Here is a 20452-nt window from a genome sequence, read left to right as displayed (position 1 = left end):
TTTTTGGGGTATATCCGCCAGGTATCATCATCCTCCCTTAATCTTTCAGATTGCCACCTCTTGTCAATAAATAAGAAATACCAGCAAATGGTATAGACGGAAACAAAAGATTGCCCCACCAACTTTTTCCAAACTTTTTTGAGAAAACTCTTGTTGGTTTCAAAAGAAAATCGTAACTTTGCTCCTATAAAAGAAACATTAACACGCCCTGAGGTTTCATTCGCTACACCCCACACGCCCTGAGGTTTCATTCTCGATACCCCACACGCCCTGAGGTTTCATTCGCGACACCCCCACACGCTCTGAGGTTTCATTCGCGATACCCCACACGCCCTGAAAGGGCAGAAGCTCCTAGCCCAGGGCAACGCCCTGGGTATTAATGACATATAAACCAACGCCCTGTAAGGGCAAAAGCTTTACAATTATGGCACAATCATTATCAAAAATTTACATCCATTTGATTTTCCACATCAAAACCACGAGCCCCAAAATACGTGAAAATAATTTGGAGCGACTTCATAATTATATCGGCAAACTTGTTAAAACTACGGGATGTGCCGAGATAAAGGCAGGTGGTGTAGGAGATCATATTCATGTTTTGTTCATTTTATCCAAAGACGTCACGATTTCCCAGATTGTGGAGGAGATTAAGCGAAACAGCAGCAGATGGATTAAGAATCTCGACCCTGCGTATTATCATTTTTTCGCATGGCAGGGTGGTTATGCCGCATATTCCATCAGCCAATCAGTTGTGGATAAAACATTACAATACATTGCCAATCAGAAAGAGCATCACACAAAGCATTCGTTTGCAGAGGAATATAGAGCGTTCTTGCAATTATATAATGTGGAATATGATGAGAATTTCGTATTCCGGGATTAGGTGGGCTGCGTGATATTGTAAAGCTTTTGCCCTTACAGGGCGCCTTATTGATTGCCATTATACCCAGGGCGATGCCCTGGGCTAGGAGCTTTTGGGCCTTCAGCCCGTTCTTGAACCACATGCAAAAGTTCAATATATTTACAAACAAGCAAGTTGATATTTATTCACTTGCGAAACTTTGGTGAAATAATATCTGAACTATCACGTTAACCTCTTCCGATTCCAACCGTCTGGGAGTCATACAAAACAGCTTGGCTGGAAAGATAAAGAGGTTATTGGTGGAGAAAAGAAACTGGCCTGATAGCCGATGGTTGGGATATTGATACTGCAAAATAGTAGAATGATAATATAAATAGTCTTTCCCGAAAGAATAACAACATAACAATAAGGAACGCAAGCCCCGCCTAGCAGAGTACAACGCTCTCGCTAGGCGGGGCTTTTGCATATACTTAAAAACTATAATAATATGAATGAAGAAGAACAACAATCAAACAGCAGCCAGTCTGCTCCTAATGAAGAGAAAGCCAAGAAAGGCGAATTGAACCCCAAGCGTATATCTGAGCAGAAATCAGCAACTCGGATTGTTATATGAAACCATTCGATAAATGGGAATATGCTCCGATGGGAAATGTGAAAAAGAAACCTTATATTGCAATGACCCATATGGTGGTTTGCTTCAGAAATCTGTTGGGAATCGACGAAAATGATGCTTAAAACGGGCACAGAAATAACCCTCGTTATAACTTTATAACCCTCGAAATAACCGCAGGGGTATTTTCTTGGTCAGTATCGCATTTTGCCGTACCTTTGCCCCGCAATCAGATGATAAAGTCTGGTTGCGGGGCTTTTCTGTATATGGAAAACCGGTACCATTTCCTGGTACGGAATTTAGCGGATGGTCGCAGTCCCAACGTGATAATACATCAAATAATGAACGTGATAAAACCATATTATTTCGAGCATCCTCAATATGGAAAGATGAGAGTACTGACAGCGGGAGGCAAGACCTTCTTCTGCGATGAGGTGATGGTGACCGATATGGTGAACCCGCAGAAATGTGGTGATAAGTTGATTGCCAAATGGTTGCTGGGATTTATCAAGGACAGTTTGAACAACAAAATGTTTGTTCATTGTTACTGTGCTTCTGGAGTCTTCCTGCTGTCGGACAATTCAGAAGTCACCCCCATCGACGTCCGCTTCAATGGCAGAATCCTGACCATCAATGACCAGATTTTTGATTAACAACATATCTTTCTAAAACTTCAATATATATGAGCAAGAAAAGTTTTTCTGCAGCTGCAGAGGCTGCTGTACAGGCGCTTTTGAACGCCCAGAAGGTAGATGCCAGTATCATTACTGACGAGTGTGGTAACGTAGCTATCCGCAAGGCTCCCTGGAACGATGCGGAGACCATCTGCGAGGTGCCCAAGGTGATTCCGGGCAGAATGATCTGCAGCGGTGGCGAGCATGGCGACCAGCTCGACTTCAAACCTTACGCTCAGTCGGGCGGGAAGCTTTATACCGAGATTATCCATACCTCGCATGGTGCCCTCCGTACCTCGCCGCAGCGTGTGTTCGCTTCCTTCTCTTTTCCGAAGGAGATGAGCAAGTCGGACATTCTGAAATATCTCTACAAAGAGATGATGGAGATGAAGGGCAAAGCTAAACATTTCAAGGAGAATATAGCATGGGAACAGTACAAGTAATGGCTCTGAATCCGGCACGCAAGGGCAATATGGGAAGATTGAACTCTTCCCAGCCCCTGTATGTCTATGACACCCTGATAGCACAGCCATGGCTGAAGGGTGTGATTGCGCAGATACGTGGGGAGAAGGCGATCCCCGGCGTAGATGCTGGTGATGAAAAGGCGGTGAAGAAAGCGAAGGAGGGGCTGAAAAGACAGCTGCCTATCCGTGCGATTCATTATTACAGATTCAGGAATAATCACCGCTCTAGTGAGGATGCGGATCCTGAAAGCTTCCTCTTTCAGACGACTATTGATGTGGATGATGTGGAGTATGTGGATGCTGCCCTGGAGAAGGCTCGTGAGCTGAACTGCAGCAACACGATTTGGAAGGGGAAGCTGCTGCATCTGGAGTATTCGGCTAGAAAGAAGCTGCATATTGATATCCGTATGCCGATGGGTATGACGATAGAGGAGACGCAGAAGGCGTATTGCGAGGCGGCAGGGATTCCCTACGACAAAAGCTGCATCACGCCGGAGAGAATCATCTTTATCACGGATAAGGACTCCGAGATTTACCGCTCGAAGGAGTGGTATGGGGTTCTGCCGGATGAGGAGATCAAAGCCCGCAGAGAGGCTTTCTTGAAGCGTGGGCTTACGATTGATGGTAAGGGGACAGCTCGCTATAGCTTGCTTGCCGGGGATTGCAAATCCCCGGAACGCCTGGCGGGGGACTTTATGGGGCAAATGGCAGGCAATGCTAATCATACAGTTCAAAGTTCAAATCTCAATGCTCAAGGCGAAGAGGAGGAGTATCCTGCTCCGCCTCCGATGCCGAAGAAGCTGCCGAAGCTGGTGGAGCTGCTGATATCCAAGACGCCGGAAATCTATCAGCCTGCTGTGGCGCACGCCATTTTTCCTTCGCTCGCTACCCATCTCTGGAGAACCAGATTCAGATATATCGACAACGTGGAGCACGAAGCTACCCTGATGACCTGTCTGCTTGCAGGCACCGGTGCAGGTAAAAGTTGTGTACAGAAACCTATCGATTTCATCATGGAGGATATCCGTAAAAGAGATGCCGAAAACCTGAAGCGTGAGAAGGAATGGAAGGATGAGATGATGCGTAAGGGTGCCAACAAGGATAAGCGCAAACGCCCTGAAAATCTGATTATCCAGGAGATTGATGCCGATATGACCAACCCAGCCTTCGTGATGCGTACCGCTGAAGCCAAGGAACATTTCCTTTATACTTCGCTGAACGAAATCGACCAGTTTGATGCACTCAAAGGTAGCGGTTATCAGCAGTTCCGCATCATGTGCCTCGCCTTTGGCCCAGGTAACTTATATGGACAAACACGAGTCGGAACACAAAGTGTCACCGAGCGAGTCACCATCCGTTTCAACTGGAATGCTTCTACCACCATCCATAAAGGCATCAAGTATTTCAAGCGAGTGCTGACCGACGGTCCGGTTTCCCGTATCAACTTCTGCACCATCCCGGAAAGAGACATCGGCGAGGACATTCCCGTCTATGGAACCTATGATGAGGAATTCAGAAATTCTCTGAAATCTTACATTGATAATCTCTGCATGGCTTCGGGGCTGGTGGAATGCAAGGAGGCTTTTCATCTTGCCGAGGTACTGAAGGATGAGAATGCGGAATTCTCCCGTCTGTCGCAGGACAGAGTCTATGAGAATCTGAGTTTCCGTGCCAACGTAATCGGCTATCTGAAGGCGTGTGTGCTCTATGTGGCGAACGGTTACCAGTGGGAGCCTGAGATTGAGGATTTCATCCGCTGGAGCGAGCGTTACGACCTCTACTGCAAGATGCGTTTCTTCGGCGATGCCATCAAGAAGGCGGAGCGTGACGGAGATCAGGAAAGCAAGAAGGGACCTGCGAGCATCCTGGCATTCCTGCCCGACAAGTTCAGCTATCAGCAGGTGGAAAGTCTGCGTCTGAAAAACGACATGAACGCCAAGGGTACTGCCAAAATGTTGAGAAACTGGCTGCATCGCGGGTATATCGAGAAAGAAGAAAGTGACTCAATGACTCAGAAACTCAGTGACTCAGTTTATTTCAAGACCCATTATTAGAATGATGAAGCCTCACTCTTAGAGTTGTAAACGAAAAATTTTTATTGTATATGGAAATTGTTTTAGAGCGTATAGCAAAGAAGAATACTTATACCATCGGCCGACTGTATCTGTTGGCTGATGGTGATGTGAAGCGCAAGGTGCTTTCCGGCAAGTCTGCCGGCGACAAGCGCAGTTTCGAACATACTTTCGACTTGAAGAAGTTGTCTAAGGACAGCTACTTCTGTGACACCCTGGAGCCTACGTGGCGCAACCTGAACGGGATAGCGCTGAAGCCCGAGGAAGTGAATGCCAAGTACAGCCGTCAGAGCGGCAAGGTGGCAAGAAAGATTCCGGGGCATACTGCCATCCCCGAGGGCTCGTATCGTGTACTCATCACCAAGTCGCCCCGATTCAAGGAGTGGCTGCCGTATGTGCAGGGGGTACCCGGTTTCGAGGGCATCCGCATCCATGCCGGCAACTATCCCGACGATACCCAGGGCTGCATCCTGGTGGGCGAGAACAAGGTGAAGGGCATGGTGGTGAACTCCCGCATCTGGCTCACCCGACTGAAGAAGCGCATCCAGGCGGCTGAGAATCAGGGAGAAGGCATCTGGATTACCATCATCTGATTTCAGATTATCATCATCTGATTTTCGGTTATCATCATCTGATTTCGGATTATCATCATCTGATATCGCATAACCGTATGAAAAAAAAGCGGCAGCCGTATCTTCCGGTTGCCGCTTCCTTTACATTTATACGCTTTTACAAGCTTTTGTCTCTTTTCCTATCCTTATTCAGCATCCTCAGCCTTCTTGCGGCGGGAAATGCGCTTGCGCTTTGGCTTCTCATCAGTATTCGGAGTCTCGATCTTCACACCTGCCAACTCTGGGTCGATGAGGATACGGCCGCAGTACTCACAAGGGATGATCTTCTTGTGCATCTTGATATCCAACTGGCGCTGAGGTGGAATCTTGTTGAAGCAACCACCACATGCATCACGCTGCACGTAAACGATGCCCAGACCGTTGCGGGCTCCCTTGCGGATACGCTTGAAGCTGGCGAGCAGACGTGGCTCAATCTTCTTCTCAAGCTCGAGAGCCTTCTCCTTCAGGCGCTCCTCCTCCTCGTGAGTCTCCTCCAGGATGTCTTCCAGCTCAGCACGCTTCTCTACCAGTCCGTGCTCCAGGTCAGCCTTCTTCTCCTCAGCCTTGTGGAGGTCGAACTCGCGCTCGCGCATCTTAGCCATGCCCTCGCGGATCTTCTTGTTGCAAAGCTCGATTTCCAACTCCTGGAACTCGATCTCCTTGCTCAAGGTATCATACTCGCGGTTGTTGCTCACGGTATCGAGCTGCGCATGATAGCGCTCCAGGCTAGCCTGTGCATCAGCAATCTCGTTCTGCTTCTGGTAAACAGCATGGTCGAACTGCTCGATTTCGCGCTGGATGTTCTCGATACGAGTGGTGAGACCGGCGATATCATCTTCCAAGTCCTGAACTTCGAGAGGAAGCTCACCACGCAACTCACGGTTCTCGTCGATGCCCGACAAGGTTACCTGAAGCTGGTAAAGAGCCTTCAACTTCTCTTCAACTGTCAAATCTGTAGGATCTTTCTTTGCCATAATTTCTTTATTTTATCTTTAAACCTTATTTTTTACTTTACAAATAGATGATGGGATTGGTGTTGATCTCCGAGATGCAGCATTTGGCATCTGGGAAATGAGAGAGGATGATGCTGCGGAAGATTTCGCTGGTAAACTGCTCACTCTGATAGTGGCCGATGACGCAGATCTGAATCTCCTGCTCATGGCCGAAATACTCGTGATAGCTCATCTCGCCCGTGATGAAGGCATCGGCTCCCGCCGCAATGGCATCGCCCAGCAGGAATGAACCCGAACCGCCACAGAGCGCCACCTTGCGGATAGGGCGACGCAAGAGCTGGTTGCACTGCACGCATTCCACTCCAAAACGATCCCTGAGCAGCAATACCAGGTCATCGGCAGCGATACCTTCGGCGAAATGCTCCTTCACCTCATCCGAAAGCTTGCCAGCCTGGGCAGCCTTCAGGATATCCTCGTCAGAGATCTCTCCTATCACGCCGCTGCCGCCTTTCACGCCATCCACTTCCTTCTCGCCACCGAAAAACTGCACGTTCTTCAGGCCCAGCTTCTCGGCAATCTTGAAGTTCACTCCGCCTGCCGCTGCATCCATGTTGGTATGCATGGAGACGATGGTAACATCATTCTTGATCGCCTTGCGAACGGTGCGCTGCACATAGTTCTCATCCGATAGCCTGGAAAGCTTTCTGAAGATGAGCGGATGATGGCTTACGATGAGATTGCAGCCCTTCTGGACCGCCTCATCCACCACCGCCTCAGTGACGTCAAGACACAACAATGCCCCTGACATTTCTACCGCCTCTGTCAATCCAACTTGCAGGCCGGCATTATCATATCCTTCCTGCAAGGGCAGAGGCGCGTAATGTTCAAGGGCATCAACTACTTCTCTTATTTTCACGCTCCTAATATGTCTTATTTTATAATTTAGGCTGCAAAGTTACGCATTTCTCACGAAATTAGCAAGCGTTTCACTAAAAATTTTCAAAAAATTATGTAAGTTGCCGATTTTTTTAGTATATTTGCACGCATAAAACATTAAAAATACAAAAGCTTATGCATCACTCAATATTACCTTGCGATTTCGCACTTCCCGCAGAATGGGAACCACAGAGCGCCATCATGCTCACGTGGCCACACGGCGGAACGGACTGGAAGCCGTATCTGAGACAGATAACCAACACGTATCTGCAGCTCGCAGACATCATCACCCGCTACGAAGACCTGCTGGTGGTGACACCTATCCTGGAAAGCACCCAGAGAATGCTCGCCGAAAAGCTGTCGGAGGGACAGATGAGCCGCGTTCACCTCTACGAGATGGATACCAACGATACCTGGGCGCGCGACCACGGACCTATCAGCATGGTTTCGCGCGGCAGACACAATTCGCACGTCATCCCTATCCATCTGCTCGACTTCAAGTTCAACGGATGGGGCGAGAAATTCGACTGGAAAAAGGACAATGCCATCAATCTGCAGCTCTACTATCAGGGAGCCTTCAATGCGGCGCTGGAGAACCACCAGGGCTTCGTGCTCGAAGGCGGAAGCATAGAGAGCGACGGCAAGGGTACGCTCTTCACCACATCGCAATGCCTGCTGGCGCCTCACCGCAACCAGCCTTTCACCCGCGAGAACATCGACAGCCAGCTCAGGAATTTCTTCCATGTAAGAAACGTGGTATGGCTCGACCACGGTAATCTGGTGGGTGATGATACCGACGGACATATCGACACCATCGTGAGAGTGGCTCCGCACGACACCTTATTATATGTAGGGTGTGATGATGCGGAGGATGAGCAGTATGAGGACTTCCAGGCGCTGGAGAAGCAGCTGCAGAAGCTCTTCACCTACGAGGGATACCCTTACCGACTGCTGAAGCTCCCGATGCCGGATGCCATCTATGACGAGGGCGACAGACTGACTACAGACAAGAACAGCAAGGGCGACAGACTGCCTGCCACCTATGCCAACTTCCTGATTCTGAACGGTGCCGTGATTTATCCTACGTACAACCAGCCTGAGAAGGACGAGGAGGCGAAGCGACAGATTCAGCTTGCCTTCCCAGACAGAAACGTGATAGGAGTAGATTCGCTCACCATCATCCGCCAGCACGGAAGCATCCACTGCCTCACCATGCAGCTGCCGGAGGGGGCTATTAAATAAAGTATTAGAAAAGACACAGACATAAATGAAACTCGGATTATTACAACTTCACATTACGGCGGACATCGCCGATAACAAGACCCGACTCGCTGAGGGCATCATCGACCTGGCGAAGCGTGGCGCAGAACTCATTGTATTGCAGGAACTTCACAACACGCTCTACTTCTGCCAGGTAGAAGATGTAGAGAATTTTGACCTTGCCGAACCGATACCTGGTCCATCTACAGAATTCTACGGCAGGCTTGCCAAGGATCTGGGCGTGGTGATCGTTACTTCGCTCTTCGAGCGCCGTGCTCCGGGACTGTACCACAATACGGCAGTGGTGATAGAGAAGGACGGAAGCATAGCCGGAAAGTACCGCAAGATGCACATTCCGGATGACCCTGCCTACTACGAGAAGTTCTACTTCACCCCTGGCGACCTTGGATTCAAGCCGATACAGACTTCCGTGGGCAAGCTCGGCGTATTGGTGTGCTGGGACCAGTGGTATCCGGAAGCAGCCCGCCTGATGGCGCTGCAGGGCGCAGACATCCTGATCTACCCTACTGCCATCGGCTATGCCACCTACGATACAGAGGAGGAGCAGCAGCGCCAGCGTGAGGCGTGGACCACCGTGATGAGAGGCCATGCCGTGGCAAACGGTTTGCCGGTAGTGGCTGTAAACCGAGTGGGATTCGAAGCTGACCCAAGCGGTCAGACCGACGGAATCCAGTTCTGGGGCAGCAGTTTCGTGGCAGGTCCTCAGGGCGAGCTTCACTATCGTGCGAGCGATGATGAGGAAGAGAGCCTGGTGGTGGATATCGACCTGAAGCACAGCGAGGATGTACGCCGCTGGTGGCCATTCCTGCGCGACCGCCGCATCGAGAACTACGGCGATATCACCAGAAGATTCATAGATTAAGGTAAAAGAAGTTTTATCGATTAAGATAAAAGAGATTAGATTTTCGGGATAATGGAGAATTTGGAAGTGATGGTGGTTCTGTTCATCATCGTAGTTTTAGGTTACGTCGCCTGCAAGCTTGGCTATATGGGCGACAAGTTTGACAAGAAGCTGTCCAGCATCGTGGTAGATATCACCTGCCCGCTGCTGGTGCTCTCGTCTGTGATGGGAGATGAACTGCCCGACCGCACGCTCATTCTCCCGCTTCTGGGTGTAGGTTTCCTCACGTACATCTTATTACTGGTGTTCGGATTCGGGGTGCCTCGGCTCATCAGTAAGAACCATGACGACCAGGGAATGATCGGTTTCGCCCTGATGTTTGCCAACGTGGGATTCATCGGATATCCTATCGTTTCGAGCATCTTCGGCCCCAAGGCAATCTTCTACGCCGCCCTGCTCAACATGCCGAACACGTTTTTCATCTTCACGGCTGGCGTGATGCTCATCAAGGGCGAATACAGCGTGAAGCAGTTCAACCCGAAGGTATTGCTGAGTCCGGCTCTGATTGCGGCTGCCGTGGCAGCCCTGCTGGTGGCGCTGGGAGTACATACGCCTGATGTCATCGCCCGTCCGGTAACGATGGTGGGCAACGTAACGGTTCCTGCCGCCCTGATGATTATCGGAAGCAGCATGGCCAAACTGCCCCTCAAGGAGATTATCGGCAGCCCGAAGGTTTACGTAGCCTCGCTGCTGCGCCTGGTAGTGGTTCCGCTGAGCCTCTACTTCTTCTTCAAGGTATGCGGCGTGAGCGACGTGGTGAATAATATCAACACCGTGGTGATTGCGATGCCTGTGGCTAGCTTCGGCACCATGTTCTGCCTGAAATACGGCAGAAACCCGGCGCTCATCACGGAGCTGACATTCATCACTACGCTGGGCAGCATCCTCACCATCCCGCTCATCACCCTGCTTTTCGGGTAGGGACAGGCGATGGGACAAAACCTAAATGCTACAACTTAACATTAAAAAGAAAGTATGAGAAAGAATAAAATGATAAAAACCAGCCGCCTCCTGCTGCTCGCTATGGCGCTCGGAGGCTTTACTAATCCTACAATGGCGGCACCGATAGAACACATCGGCGACCGCTACATCATGCACGTATCAGAAATGGAACTCACAGGCGAGGAATCGCTCCTCGATATGCTGATGATGTGCCCAGAAGTCCTTACGATGGACGGCAACAACATCATCGGCGGTGATCCTTTCGCCAATCTCTACGGCAAGTTCGTCATCCGCATCGACAACCAGGAATATGGTCTCGACTACGCTACCTTGCTCCATCATTTCAAGGCGAGGGAGATAGAGAGCATCAAGGTTTGCCAGAACTCTGAGGTGATGAAGGGATGCAGCAGTCTGAAAAAGGTGATTGACATCACCCTGCGCAAGGGTGAGAACGGGGTGAGCGGAAGAGTAGGTTTCTTCGGCGACACCTATGGCGGCGGAAAGGGCATCGTGAGCGTATTGAGCCAGCAGGACAAGCTGCGCATCCTGAGCCACGTAGAGGGCAACATGCAGCGCACTTCCAACAACGACCTGGGTTCCTATGCCGGTGATGGCCCAAGCCTCATCAATCACTATTCGCACGAGGGAGCCAAGATGAACATCCTCTGGACTCCTACCGAGAAGGACATGCTGGAAGTGGATGCGATGCAGACCTACACCCGAAACCATATTACCGGTACGCCAGCCGACTATGTACGCGCCTACCATCTCCAGGCAGACTATACCCGCCTGCTGGGCGACAAGGGAGCGAGCATCCTCTTTACCCTGGGTGCAGAGAACATCAGCGACAATGGCGGAAATGCGGCAGATGCCAGTGCGGCACCTTATCGCAACCATGCCACCTATCCGTTTATGGTAGTGGAATATGCCACTCCGGTGATTTCTGAAAATCTCTGGCTTACAGCCGGTTTCGAGGGCGGACTGTCTATCGAGAAGAACTGTGTGGCTGATTACACCAACCACTCCAACTATCAGGACCTGTATGCGCAGCTGGATTATACCATCGGCAAATGGGGCTTCATGGTGGGCGACCGATTCCGCACCATCAATTTCCGTCCGAAGCAGATTGCAACAGAAAAGGACTGGAAGCATAGTACCCACAACCATAGCTACACGGTGAGCGTATATCACAACTTTGCACCGGGCCACACCCTGCAGGGCACATTCTGCCGAAGAATCTTCAATGCCGATTTTGGCGATTTCGTTACTGCAGGCGATATGGAGGGGGCTTGGCGTCCATACTACACCAAGGACATCAGCGAGCGCCTCGCCTATGTGGCTGAGCTGAAGCATACCTACAGCAAGCCGAATCTCGTGGTAAGCAGTTCTATCAAAAATATCCATCAGGATCTTCCGGGTGTAGATCGCGACAATACACTGGGCATCGGAACTACTGCCTTCTGGCATAAGGGAATGCTGAGGATTACCGCCGGAGTGAATTACTTCTGGGAAAAGGCTGAGATTTTCGGAGGAGAAGAAGGAAAGAACTCTAAAACCAGCAAATACAGCAATTTTGCGATATTCAAGCTGGCTCCACAGTTGTCATTGCCTGCTGGCTGGCGCCTGACATCCAATATGATCTGGTGCACCCGTCGCCACACGCTTACACCAGCCTATACGCCAGCCAATCTCTATGCCGAGGTGGCCGTATATAAGAACATAGGCAAGCATCTTACCCTGGAAGGCAGATTCCACGATATCGCCGGTCAGCATTTCGGCAACCGTGCTGCCACTATGGGTTTCACCTATTACTTCTAGTTTTTTTCGGAAACAATTCTATCTGTACGGTCGAAACAATTCGGAAAACATCAGGAAAGAACAATCATAAAAATGATAATCCCGACTCTCCAAGAAGAAGGAGGGTCGGGATTCTCATTTATATAATATCTATGAACTTATAATCGTATGTTGACAATCTCTCTGATATTCATTAAAAAATATGTTGATATGACCAGGATACCAACTTAACAATCTTTTTATCTCTAGATGAGCGGCATTCCTGCCTTCTCACATTCTGTTCTCATATCTTCCGGCCAGATACTAGCCTGAATCTCGCCGATGTGCGCCTTGTGGAGCAGCACCATACAGAGACGGCTCTGACCGATACCACCACCGATACTCAATGGCAACTTGTCGTTCAGGAGCTGCTGGTGGAAATAGAGCTTCTCTCTATCTTCCTTGCCTTCCAGCTTCAACTGGCGAAGCAGGCTCTCCTTGTCAACACGGATACCCATAGAGCTCAGCTCGAAGCTTCTGCCCAACACCGGATACCAAATCAGGATATCACCATTCAATCCTTCCTTGCCATTCTCGGCTATGGTGCTCCAGTCGTCATAGTCAGGAGCACGTCCATCATGTTTCTTTCCATCGCTCAACTTTCCGCCGATACCCTCTACAAATACGGCACCATATTTCTTGCAGATAGCATCCTCGCGCTCCTTAGGAGTCTTGTCAGGATACATATCGAGCAAATCCTGCGCATGGATAAAATGAATATCCTTTGGCAGGAAAGGCTTCAGCTGCGGATAGTGCTCGCAAGCCAGGAACTCGGTGCGGAGGATGGCTGCATAGATGCGGCGAACCACATCTTCAAGGAATGAGATGGTACGATCACCCTTCGTAATCACAGCCTCCCAGTCCCACTGGTCCACATAGAGCGAATGAAGATTATCAAGCTCCTCATCGGCACGGATGGCGTTCATATCGGTATAGACACCATAGCCCGGCTCTATCTCATATTCTGCCAAGGTCAAGCGCTTCCATTTAGCCAGAGAGTGAACCACCTCAGCCTTTGCATCACCCAAATCCTTGATAGGGAAAGTTACAGGGCGCTCCACTCCATTCAGGTCGTCATTGATACCCAAACCCTTCAATACGAAGAGAGGGGCGGTGACACGGCGCAAGCGCAACTCTGTGGACAGGTTCTGCTGGAAGAACTCTTTTATCATTTTGATACCCATTTCGGTCTGGCGCATATCCAGCAGCGCCTCATACCCTTCGGGTTTTATCAGATTACTCATTTTATCTATTATATATCGTTTATAGTTTCTTATTTTACTGTTTATCTTACTTTCACGCTGCAAAGATACAAATTTATTATTAATCTGCAAGCGTTTTTCGAAAATATTTCGCAAAATGATAGCATTTTTTAGATTTTAAGTATCATTTTGTAGAAAAATTCACCGCTTTTTCTCCCTATACATTATATATATAGAAAAAAAATGAGCCAAATATTTGGTTATTCGAAATAAAAAATGTACTTTTGCAGTCAATTACTCCTAAGGGGTAGGCGGCGTTTGCCGATAAATCACCAATTCTGGTCTCGTAGCTTAGTTGAATAGAGCGTCAGATTCCGGTTCTGAAGGTCGTGGGTTTGAGTCCCACCGAGATCACTACTACATTAAAATTTAATTTAAGAACATGGATTTAGTAGAACGTTTCATTAACTATACAAAATTCGACACACAGTCGAGTGAAGACTCAGAAAGTGTGCCAAGCACGGCAAAACAGTTGGATTTTGCCAAGTACCTGAAGCACGAACTGGAGGAAGAAGGTCTGAGCGACGTAGAGATGGACGATATGGGCTACATCTACGCCACCCTGAAGGGCAATACCAAGAAAAAGACTCCTACCATCGGCTTCATCTCTCACATGGACACCAGTCCTGATGCCAGCGGAAAAGACATCAAGGCACGCGTCATCAAGAATTATGACGGCGAGGATATCGAACTCAGTCCGGGCATCATCTCCAGCGTAGAAAAATTCCCAGAACTCAAGGCGCACAAGGGCGAGGACATCATCGTAACTGATGGAACTACTCTGCTCGGTGCAGACGACAAGGCGGGCATCGCTGAAATCGTACAGGCAATGTGCTACCTCCGCGACCATAAGGAAATCAAGCACGGAGACATCCGCGTGGGCTTCAATCCAGACGAGGAAATCGGCATGGGCGCCCATCACTTCGATGTAGAGAAGTTCGGCTGCGACTGGGCTTACACTATCGACGGCGGCGACCTGGGCGACCTGGAATACGAGAACTTCAATGCTGCTGCTGCCAAGATCCACATCAAGGGCGTGAGCGTGCATACAGGCTATGCCAAGGGCAAGATGATCAACGCAAGCCGACTGGCTGTGGAATTCCAGAACATGATTCCTGAGACAGAAACTCCTGAACAGACCGAAGGTTACCAGGGCTTCTACCACCTGCTCGGCATCGAAAGCCGCTGCGAGGAAGCCAAGCTCAGCTACATCATCCGCGACCACGACCGACAGAAGTTTGAGGCTCGCAAGGATTTCATCGAAGACTGCGTCAAGAAGATGAACGAGAAGTACGGCGAGGGAACTGTTACGGCAGAAATCTACGACCAGTACTACAACATGAAGGAGAAGATTGATCCAAACATGCATGTCATCGACATCGTGCTCCGTGCCATGCAGGAGAGTGGCGTTCCACCTCGCGTAGAGCCTATCCGTGGCGGCACAGATGGTGCGCAGCTCAGCTTCAAGGGTCTTCCTTGTCCAAACATCTTTGCCGGTGGCGTCAACTTCCATGGTCCTCACGAATTCGTGAGCGTACAGGTGATGCAGAAGGTAGTGGATACCATCGTGAAGATTGCGGAAATCACAGAAGAGTATAACGACTAATATATATGGGGAATTTAGGAGAAATCTAAATTCCCCATTTTCATAAACTGACTATTTTTTAGAGAGATTATCATTTTCATAAACAGAAAAATATGGCAGAAATTCCCTATTTAGTAAAAGACCTCGCCCTCATCCTGATGGTGGCTGGCATTGTTACCCTCATCTTCAAGCGGCTCAAGCAGCCCCTGGTGCTGGGTTACATCGTGGCGGGCTTCCTCGTGTCGCCCCACATGCCATATACCATGTCGGTGATGGACGAGACGGATATCCAGACCTGGGCAGACATCGGTGTCATCTTCACCCTCTTCTCCCTCGGTCTCGATTTCTCCTTCAAGAAAATCGTGAAGATGGGAGCCTCGCCCATCATCGCCTGCATCGTCATCGTCTTTTCCATGATGATGCTGGGCATCAGCGTGGGTCACAGCTTCGGCTGGGGCAGGATGGACTGCATCTTCCTGGGTGGTATGCTCGCCATGAGTTCCACCACCATTATATATAAGGCTTTCGACGATATGGGACTGCGGCAGCAGAAGTTTGCCTCCATGGTGATGAGCGTGCTCATTCTGGAAGACATCCTCGCCATCGTGATGATGGTGATGCTTTCCGCCATCGCCGGAGGCAACAATCCGGATGGCGAACAGATGTTTACATCGGTACTGAGGATTGGCTTCTTCCTGGTATTATGGTTTATCGTGGGCATTTTTGCCATCCCGCTCTTCCTGCGCTCAGTCAGGAAGTTCATCAATGGCGAAACCCTGCTCATCGTTTCCCTGGGACTGTGCTGCGGCATGGCGGTATTATCTACCAAGGTTGGTTTTTCAAGCGCTTTCGGAGCCTTCGTTATGGGTAGCATCCTGGCGGAAACCATTGAGGCTGAGAAGATTATCAAGCTGGTAGAACCGGTAAAGAATCTTTTCGGAGCCATCTTCTTCGTATCGGTAGGTATGCTGGTAGATCCCAACATTCTGGTAGAATATGCCGTTCCTATCCTTGCGCTCGTGGCAGCCATTCTGATAGGACAGGCAACATTGGGAACCTTCGGATTCATGCTGGGCGGCGAATCATTGAAGTCGGCGATGCGCTGCGGATTCTCGATGGCGCAGATTGGCGAGTTCTCCTTCATCATCGCCTCACTGGGATTGTCGCTGGGAGTTATCAGCAACTTCCTCTATCCGGTAGTGGTGGCAGTTTCAGTCATCACCACCTTCCTCACCCCTTACATGATTCGACTGGCGCAGCCTTCCTATCAGCTGATGGAGAAGCATCTGCCTAGCAAATTCATCAATATCCTGAACCATTTTGCGATGAGCCGCCCCTCTACCCAACAGCAGAGTAAGTGGAAATCACTGATCCGCCAGATGGTCATCAATACCGTGGCATACTCCATTCTTTCGGCTGCGGCGATAGCGATGATGTTCACCTTCGTCTTGCCTCTGATGCGCAATATGCTACCAGGCTGGAATCTTCACTGGTACGCTAACGCCATCACGGGTCTGCTCACCATCGTACTCATCTCGCCTTTCCTGCGAGCCATCGTGATGAAGAAGAATCACAGCCCGGAATGGAAGCGACTGTGGGTGGAGAGCAGCATCAACCGCATTCCGCTGCTCTTCACGATATTCGTGAGATACGTCATTGCCCTGGGCTTCATCTTCTATATCATCAACTATCTGTCCCGATTCACCAATGCGCTGATGGTATGCATCGGAGCCGTGATTGTACTGCTGATGTTGGGTTCGCGCCGCATCAAGAAACGAAGCATCGTGATGGAGCGCCTCTTCCTGCACAACCTGCGTTCGCGCGATATTGCTGCACAGGTGAACGGCGAAAAGCGCCCGCTCTACGAGGGTCATCTACTGGATAGAGATATCCATATCAGTGAAATAGAGGTACCGGAAGACAGCATCTGGTGTGGCAAATCACTGAAGGAACTGCACCTCCGCCAGCGTTTCGGCATCGATATGAGCAGCATCCGAAGGGGGTCGCAGCGCCTGAACATCCCGAATGGCGACACCGTGATATTCCCTGGCGACAAGCTTCAGATCATCGGTAACGACGACCAGGTACACAAGTTTGCCCAGGCGCTCACCACCGAACTAGCCCCGGAAGATCTGGAGATAGAGAAGCGGGAGATGAAGCTCCGCCAGCTCATCATCAGCGGCGGCAGCGAATTTCTGGGAAAGACGCTGGAAGAGAGCGGAATCCGCAACAAGTACAACTGTATGGTTGTAGGATTGGAAGAGGGTCAGGAGAACCTTACCCACATTCTCCCTTCCCGCATTTTCGAAAAGGGCGATATCATCTGGCTGGTAGGCGAAGAAGCCGACCTGCAGAAGATTCAGGAAAAGAGCTAAATAAAAGAACGAAAAAAAGCTAGCAGGAAAAATCTGCTAGCTTTTTTGTTTTTTTGCCATAAAAGATTAATCTTATGGTAATAACCTTATCTTACGGTGATATGGAAGCAACCCTGGTGCACCTCGTATTTGATATAACAGCGGTTCTTCTCACGGAAATCCCTCAACACCTCGCTGAAAACCCACTTCAGGGTATCATTCTGCACCTGACGGCGAGGTTGCTTCTCCGTCTGAATCTGCTTATACCGGTTGTAGCAGACATCGAAGGTAGTACCATAGAGATGGCACGAATTCTCGGTAGCATTGCCGTTTCGGGTTCTCAGTTTCGACACATCATCCTTGGTACGCAAGATACTGGTAACGATGATCTTATGCAAAGGAATGCCCTTGATCTGCAGCGAATCAAAATACGCCCTACCGATATCCTGCAACAATACCGAAGCCCTAGGCACCAGATAAGGAATACTGTTGTTCAGCTTATCCACATAAAAGAACGGATTGCTGCCCACATACACCAGTTTACCCTTGCTATGCTCAGCCTCCTCACGGTTCTGAACCGGAGCCACACCATGCTTGCCGGCAGCCACAATCTGTACATCCTGCTGATCAGGGAAGGTATTTCCGAAATGAGGCACCGAGAAAATGCGATGCTTCACCTCCTTGCCATTCTTATCGAAAAATATCGAAAAACTGCCATCAGAGGCTGTATCAGGAGTTACCGACAGTTCATCCTTCTTCAATTCATCAGCCACTGTTTCAGCAGAAGAAGCATCAGAAGCCTCACCGGAAATGGCATCCTGAGCACCAGCCGAAGCCATTAAATCTTCTCTCAATGAATCGATTGCCGTACTGTCTTTTCCATCAGAATGAGCCGTCAACCTAGGCTCAGCCACACTCGGAAAAATAACACGGACCAGTGCCAGCAACAGCACGACAACCAAAAAACCTTGCAAATATCTATTCTTACTAATCTTCATAACTAAAAATTTCCTGCAAAGGTAACAAAAAGTATTGAAATATTTGCTCAATTCACAGAAAAGTAGTAATTTTGCAGCGTTATATAACATTATTTAGAACATTAAGGTTGCAAACCAATAAGAAATATAAATATTTTGATAGAGAAACATATTATACTCGAAGATATAGATCCAGTGATGTTCTATGGCGTAGGAAATGGTAACCTACAGATGATTAAGTCACTGTATCCTAAGTTGCGTATCGTTGCACGCGACAACGTGATTCGTGTGCTCGGCGACGAGGAGGAGATGGCGAAAGCAGAAGAAGACATTGAGCTGATGCGCAAGCACTTAGCTAAATACAACATGCTCAATGAAGAGGATATCCTTGATATTGTGAAAGGCAAACAGACCAAAGCAGACTCCGTGAAAGGCGTGCTGGTATATAGCATCAGCGGCCGACCTATCAAGAGCCGCAGCGAGAACCAGCAGCAGCTCATCGAGGCTTACGAAAAGAACGATATGATATTTGCTGTGGGTCCTGCCGGAACCGGTAAGACCTACCTCAGCATCGCCCTTGCCGTGAAAGCCCTCAAGGAGAAGGCTATCAAGAAGATCATCCTCTCAAGACCTGCCGTAGAAGCAGGCGAAAAGCTCGGATTCCTGCCGGGCGACATGAAAGATAAGATAGACCCTTACCTGCAACCGCTCTATGATGCGTTGGAAGATATGATTCCTGCCGTCAAGTTGCAAGACATGATGGAAAAGCACATTATCCAGATTGCGCCACTCGCCTTCATGCGTGGACGCACCCTCAGCGACGCCGTCGTCATCCTCGACGAGGCGCAGAATACAACCTCACAGCAAATCAGAATGTTCCTCACCCGTATGGGTATGAACACCAAGATGATCATTACAGGCGACCTGACACAGATAGACTTGCCTCGCGAACAGCGAAGCGGACTGAAAGAGGCGCTCAAGATTCTGGAAGGAGTAGAAGGAATCGGAGTCGTGAAACTGGGGCAGAAGGATATTGTGCGACACAAGCTCGTAACCCGCATCGTCAACGCATACGACAAGTATGACAAGGAGAGAGCGGAAGCACGGGAAGCTCAAAAAACAAATTAATTATAAATTAAATAAAATGAAAGCATTAACAAAAACAGATTTCCATTTCGATGGACAGAAGAGTGTTTACCACGGTAAAGTACGTGATGTGTATGACATTAACGACGACATCCTCGTGATGGTCGCTACCGACAGAATCTCAGCATTCGATGTTGTTCTGCCAAAGGGTATTCCATTCAAGGGTCAGGTGCTCAATCAGATTGCAGCTAAGTTCCTGGACACAACTACAGATATCTGTCCAAACTGGAAGTTGGCTACTCCAGACCCAATGGTTACAGTAGGTTTGAAGTGCGAAGGTTTCCGCGTGGAGATGATCATCCGTTCTATCCTCACCGGTAGTGCATGGCGTGACTATCAGAAGGGATGCCGCGAGATCTGCGGTGTGAAGTTGCCTGACGGAATGCGCGAGAACGAGCGTTTCCCAGAGCCTATCATCACCCCTACTACAAAGGCTGACGAGGGTCACGATATGAACATCTCTAAGGAAGAGATCATCGCCCAGGGTATTGTTAGTGCAGAGGATTACGCTGTAATGGAGGACTATACACGCCGCATCTTCGCCCGTGGTCAGGAAATCGCTGCCAAGCAGGGATTGATTCTCGTTGATACCAAGTACGAGTTCGGTAAGCGCGACGGCAAGGTTTATCTCATCGACGAGATCCATACTCCAGACTCTAGCCGCTACTTCTACGCTGATGGTTACGAGGAGAAGTTTAAGAAGGGTGAGCCTCAGCGCCAGCTTTCTAAGGAGTTCGTTCGCCAGTGGCTCATCGAGCACAACTTCATGAACCAGCCTGGTCAGACTATGCCAGAGATTACTGACGAGTATGCAGAGAGCGTATCCGACCGCTACATCGAGCTGTACGAGCACATCACAGGCGAGAAGTTCGACAAGGCTGCCGAGGAAGGCGACATCGCTGCCCGCATCGAGAAGAACGTAAGCGAGTGGCTTGCTGCACACAAGTAATATATAGATAAGGTATATTGCTCGACAAAAGTAAGTA

At 49.4% G+C, this 20452-nt stretch carries 18 protein-coding genes and 1 tRNA gene; 15 read left to right on the top strand and 4 right to left on the bottom strand.

The window, feature by feature from the left end:
* The first annotated feature begins 424 nt into the window (after positions 1-424).
* The 6 genes from CFT61_RS05940 to CFT61_RS05920 all read left to right on the top strand — a co-directional run bounded on the left by CFT61_RS05940 (position 425) and on the right by CFT61_RS05920 (position 5275).
* Positions 425-883: a transposase gene (locus CFT61_RS05940; RefSeq protein WP_089543541.1), complete on the top strand. Its 459-nt coding sequence runs from the start codon at positions 425-427 to the stop codon at positions 881-883.
* A 466-nt stretch (positions 884-1349) separates the two neighbouring features.
* Positions 1350-1475 carry a hypothetical protein gene (locus CFT61_RS17210; RefSeq protein ID WP_254918879.1) on the top strand — a complete coding sequence of 42 codons (126 nt, stop codon included), beginning with the start codon at positions 1350-1352 and terminating at the stop codon, positions 1473-1475.
* Between the two features lie 338 nt (positions 1476-1813).
* Positions 1814-2125, top strand: a complete 312-nt coding sequence (locus CFT61_RS05935; RefSeq protein WP_089543540.1) for a hypothetical protein — start codon at positions 1814-1816, stop codon at positions 2123-2125.
* 29 nt (positions 2126-2154) lie between these two features.
* The gene (locus CFT61_RS05930; protein WP_089543539.1) at positions 2155-2589 is read left to right on the top strand and encodes a hypothetical protein; all 435 of its coding nucleotides are present in this window, start codon (positions 2155-2157) and stop codon (positions 2587-2589) included.
* Positions 2571-4664 (top strand): hypothetical protein, encoded by a 2094-nt coding sequence (locus CFT61_RS05925; RefSeq protein WP_254918878.1) that lies wholly within the window; start codon positions 2571-2573, stop codon positions 4662-4664. Before CFT61_RS05930 ends, CFT61_RS05925 begins: the two co-directional genes overlap by 19 nt.
* A gap of 50 nt (positions 4665-4714) precedes the next feature.
* Complete coding sequence (locus CFT61_RS05920) at positions 4715-5275, top strand: DUF5675 family protein (RefSeq protein ID WP_089543538.1); 561 nt, start codon at positions 4715-4717, stop codon at positions 5273-5275.
* A gap of 164 nt (positions 5276-5439) precedes the next feature.
* On the opposite strand, the gene CFT61_RS05915 is transcribed toward CFT61_RS05920, so the two are convergent.
* The gene (locus tag CFT61_RS05915; RefSeq protein WP_089543537.1) at positions 5440-6267 is read right to left on the bottom strand and encodes a zinc ribbon domain-containing protein; all 828 of its coding nucleotides are present in this window, start codon (positions 6265-6267) and stop codon (positions 5440-5442) included.
* Between the two features lie 37 nt (positions 6268-6304).
* Positions 6305-7162, bottom strand: a complete 858-nt coding sequence (locus CFT61_RS05910; RefSeq protein ID WP_089543536.1) for a Nif3-like dinuclear metal center hexameric protein — start codon at positions 7160-7162, stop codon at positions 6305-6307.
* 155 nt (positions 7163-7317) lie between these two features.
* On the opposite strand from CFT61_RS05910, the gene CFT61_RS05905 reads away from it, so the two are divergent.
* The 4 genes from CFT61_RS05905 to CFT61_RS05890 are packed head-to-tail and all read left to right on the top strand — an operon-like array spanning position 7318 to position 12124.
* Positions 7318-8424 carry an agmatine deiminase family protein gene (locus tag CFT61_RS05905; protein ID WP_089543535.1) on the top strand — a complete coding sequence of 369 codons (1107 nt, stop codon included), beginning with the start codon at positions 7318-7320 and terminating at the stop codon, positions 8422-8424.
* 25 nt (positions 8425-8449) lie between these two features.
* On the top strand, positions 8450-9325 hold the full coding sequence (locus tag CFT61_RS05900; RefSeq protein ID WP_089543534.1) for a carbon-nitrogen hydrolase: 876 nt from the start codon (positions 8450-8452) through the stop codon (positions 9323-9325).
* 51 nt (positions 9326-9376) lie between these two features.
* On the top strand, positions 9377-10285 hold the full coding sequence (locus CFT61_RS05895; protein WP_089543533.1) for an AEC family transporter: 909 nt from the start codon (positions 9377-9379) through the stop codon (positions 10283-10285).
* 54 nt (positions 10286-10339) lie between these two features.
* The gene (locus CFT61_RS05890) at positions 10340-12124 is read left to right on the top strand and encodes a hypothetical protein (protein WP_089543532.1); all 1785 of its coding nucleotides are present in this window, start codon (positions 10340-10342) and stop codon (positions 12122-12124) included.
* Positions 12125-12348: 224 nt separating this feature from the next.
* On the opposite strand, the gene asnA is transcribed toward CFT61_RS05890, so the two are convergent.
* The gene (asnA, locus tag CFT61_RS05885) at positions 12349-13386 is read right to left on the bottom strand and encodes an aspartate--ammonia ligase (RefSeq protein WP_089543531.1); all 1038 of its coding nucleotides are present in this window, start codon (positions 13384-13386) and stop codon (positions 12349-12351) included.
* Between the two features lie 298 nt (positions 13387-13684).
* Between asnA and CFT61_RS05880 the strand changes: the two genes are divergently transcribed.
* The 3 genes from CFT61_RS05880 to CFT61_RS05870 all read left to right on the top strand — a co-directional run bounded on the left by CFT61_RS05880 (position 13685) and on the right by CFT61_RS05870 (position 17364).
* Positions 13685-13758 (top strand) — tRNA-Arg (locus CFT61_RS05880).
* Between the two features lie 28 nt (positions 13759-13786).
* Positions 13787-15010 (top strand): peptidase T, encoded by a 1224-nt coding sequence (gene pepT / locus CFT61_RS05875; protein ID WP_089543530.1) that lies wholly within the window; start codon positions 13787-13789, stop codon positions 15008-15010.
* A 92-nt stretch (positions 15011-15102) separates the two neighbouring features.
* On the top strand, positions 15103-17364 hold the full coding sequence (locus tag CFT61_RS05870) for a cation:proton antiporter (protein ID WP_089543529.1): 2262 nt from the start codon (positions 15103-15105) through the stop codon (positions 17362-17364).
* An 86-nt stretch (positions 17365-17450) separates the two neighbouring features.
* Here CFT61_RS05870 and CFT61_RS05865 read toward each other — a convergent pair whose 3' ends face one another.
* Positions 17451-18341, bottom strand: a complete 891-nt coding sequence (locus tag CFT61_RS05865; RefSeq protein ID WP_089543528.1) for a DUF5715 family protein — start codon at positions 18339-18341, stop codon at positions 17451-17453.
* Between the two features lie 135 nt (positions 18342-18476).
* Between CFT61_RS05865 and CFT61_RS05860 the strand changes: the two genes are divergently transcribed.
* Positions 18477-19448, top strand: coding sequence for a PhoH family protein (locus tag CFT61_RS05860; protein ID WP_089543527.1), 972 nt, complete (start codon positions 18477-18479; stop codon positions 19446-19448).
* A gap of 16 nt (positions 19449-19464) precedes the next feature.
* Positions 19465-20415: a phosphoribosylaminoimidazolesuccinocarboxamide synthase gene (locus CFT61_RS05855; protein WP_089543526.1), complete on the top strand. Its 951-nt coding sequence runs from the start codon at positions 19465-19467 to the stop codon at positions 20413-20415.
* Positions 20416-20452 lie beyond the last annotated feature (37 nt).

The sequence above is a fragment of the Segatella copri genome, from assembly GCF_002224675.1.
Lineage (GTDB): Bacteria > Bacteroidota > Bacteroidia > Bacteroidales > Bacteroidaceae > Prevotella > Prevotella copri_U.
The sequence above is the reverse complement of the archived record's forward strand: the minus strand, read 5'-3'. Positions and strand labels throughout refer to the sequence as shown.

Bases quoted from the DNA above. Each gene is read 5' to 3' on its own strand.
- CFT61_RS05855 (WP_089543526.1), top strand. From the start codon at position 19,465: ATGAAAGCATTAACAAAAACAGATTTCCATTTCGATGGACAGAAGAGT.
- CFT61_RS05865 (WP_089543528.1), bottom strand. From the start codon at position 18,341: ATGAAGATTAGTAAGAATAGATATTTGCAAGGTTTTTTGGTTGTCGTG.
- CFT61_RS05900 (WP_089543534.1), top strand. From the start codon at position 8,450: ATGAAACTCGGATTATTACAACTTCACATTACGGCGGACATCGCCGAT.
- CFT61_RS05895 (WP_089543533.1), top strand. From the start codon at position 9,377: ATGGAGAATTTGGAAGTGATGGTGGTTCTGTTCATCATCGTAGTTTTA.
- CFT61_RS05915 (WP_089543537.1), bottom strand. From the start codon at position 6,267: ATGGCAAAGAAAGATCCTACAGATTTGACAGTTGAAGAGAAGTTGAAG.
- CFT61_RS17210 (WP_254918879.1), top strand. From the start codon at position 1,350: ATGAATGAAGAAGAACAACAATCAAACAGCAGCCAGTCTGCTCCTAAT.
- CFT61_RS05890 (WP_089543532.1), top strand. From the start codon at position 10,340: ATGAGAAAGAATAAAATGATAAAAACCAGCCGCCTCCTGCTGCTCGCT.
- CFT61_RS05940 (WP_089543541.1), top strand. From the start codon at position 425: ATGGCACAATCATTATCAAAAATTTACATCCATTTGATTTTCCACATC.
- pepT (WP_089543530.1), top strand. From the start codon at position 13,787: ATGGATTTAGTAGAACGTTTCATTAACTATACAAAATTCGACACACAG.
- CFT61_RS05935 (WP_089543540.1), top strand. From the start codon at position 1,814: ATGAACGTGATAAAACCATATTATTTCGAGCATCCTCAATATGGAAAG.
- CFT61_RS05925 (WP_254918878.1), top strand. From the start codon at position 2,571: ATGGGAACAGTACAAGTAATGGCTCTGAATCCGGCACGCAAGGGCAAT.
- CFT61_RS05930 (WP_089543539.1), top strand. From the start codon at position 2,155: ATGAGCAAGAAAAGTTTTTCTGCAGCTGCAGAGGCTGCTGTACAGGCG.
- asnA (WP_089543531.1), bottom strand. From the start codon at position 13,386: ATGAGTAATCTGATAAAACCCGAAGGGTATGAGGCGCTGCTGGATATG.
- CFT61_RS05905 (WP_089543535.1), top strand. From the start codon at position 7,318: ATGCATCACTCAATATTACCTTGCGATTTCGCACTTCCCGCAGAATGG.
- CFT61_RS05870 (WP_089543529.1), top strand. From the start codon at position 15,103: ATGGCAGAAATTCCCTATTTAGTAAAAGACCTCGCCCTCATCCTGATG.
- CFT61_RS05920 (WP_089543538.1), top strand. From the start codon at position 4,715: ATGGAAATTGTTTTAGAGCGTATAGCAAAGAAGAATACTTATACCATC.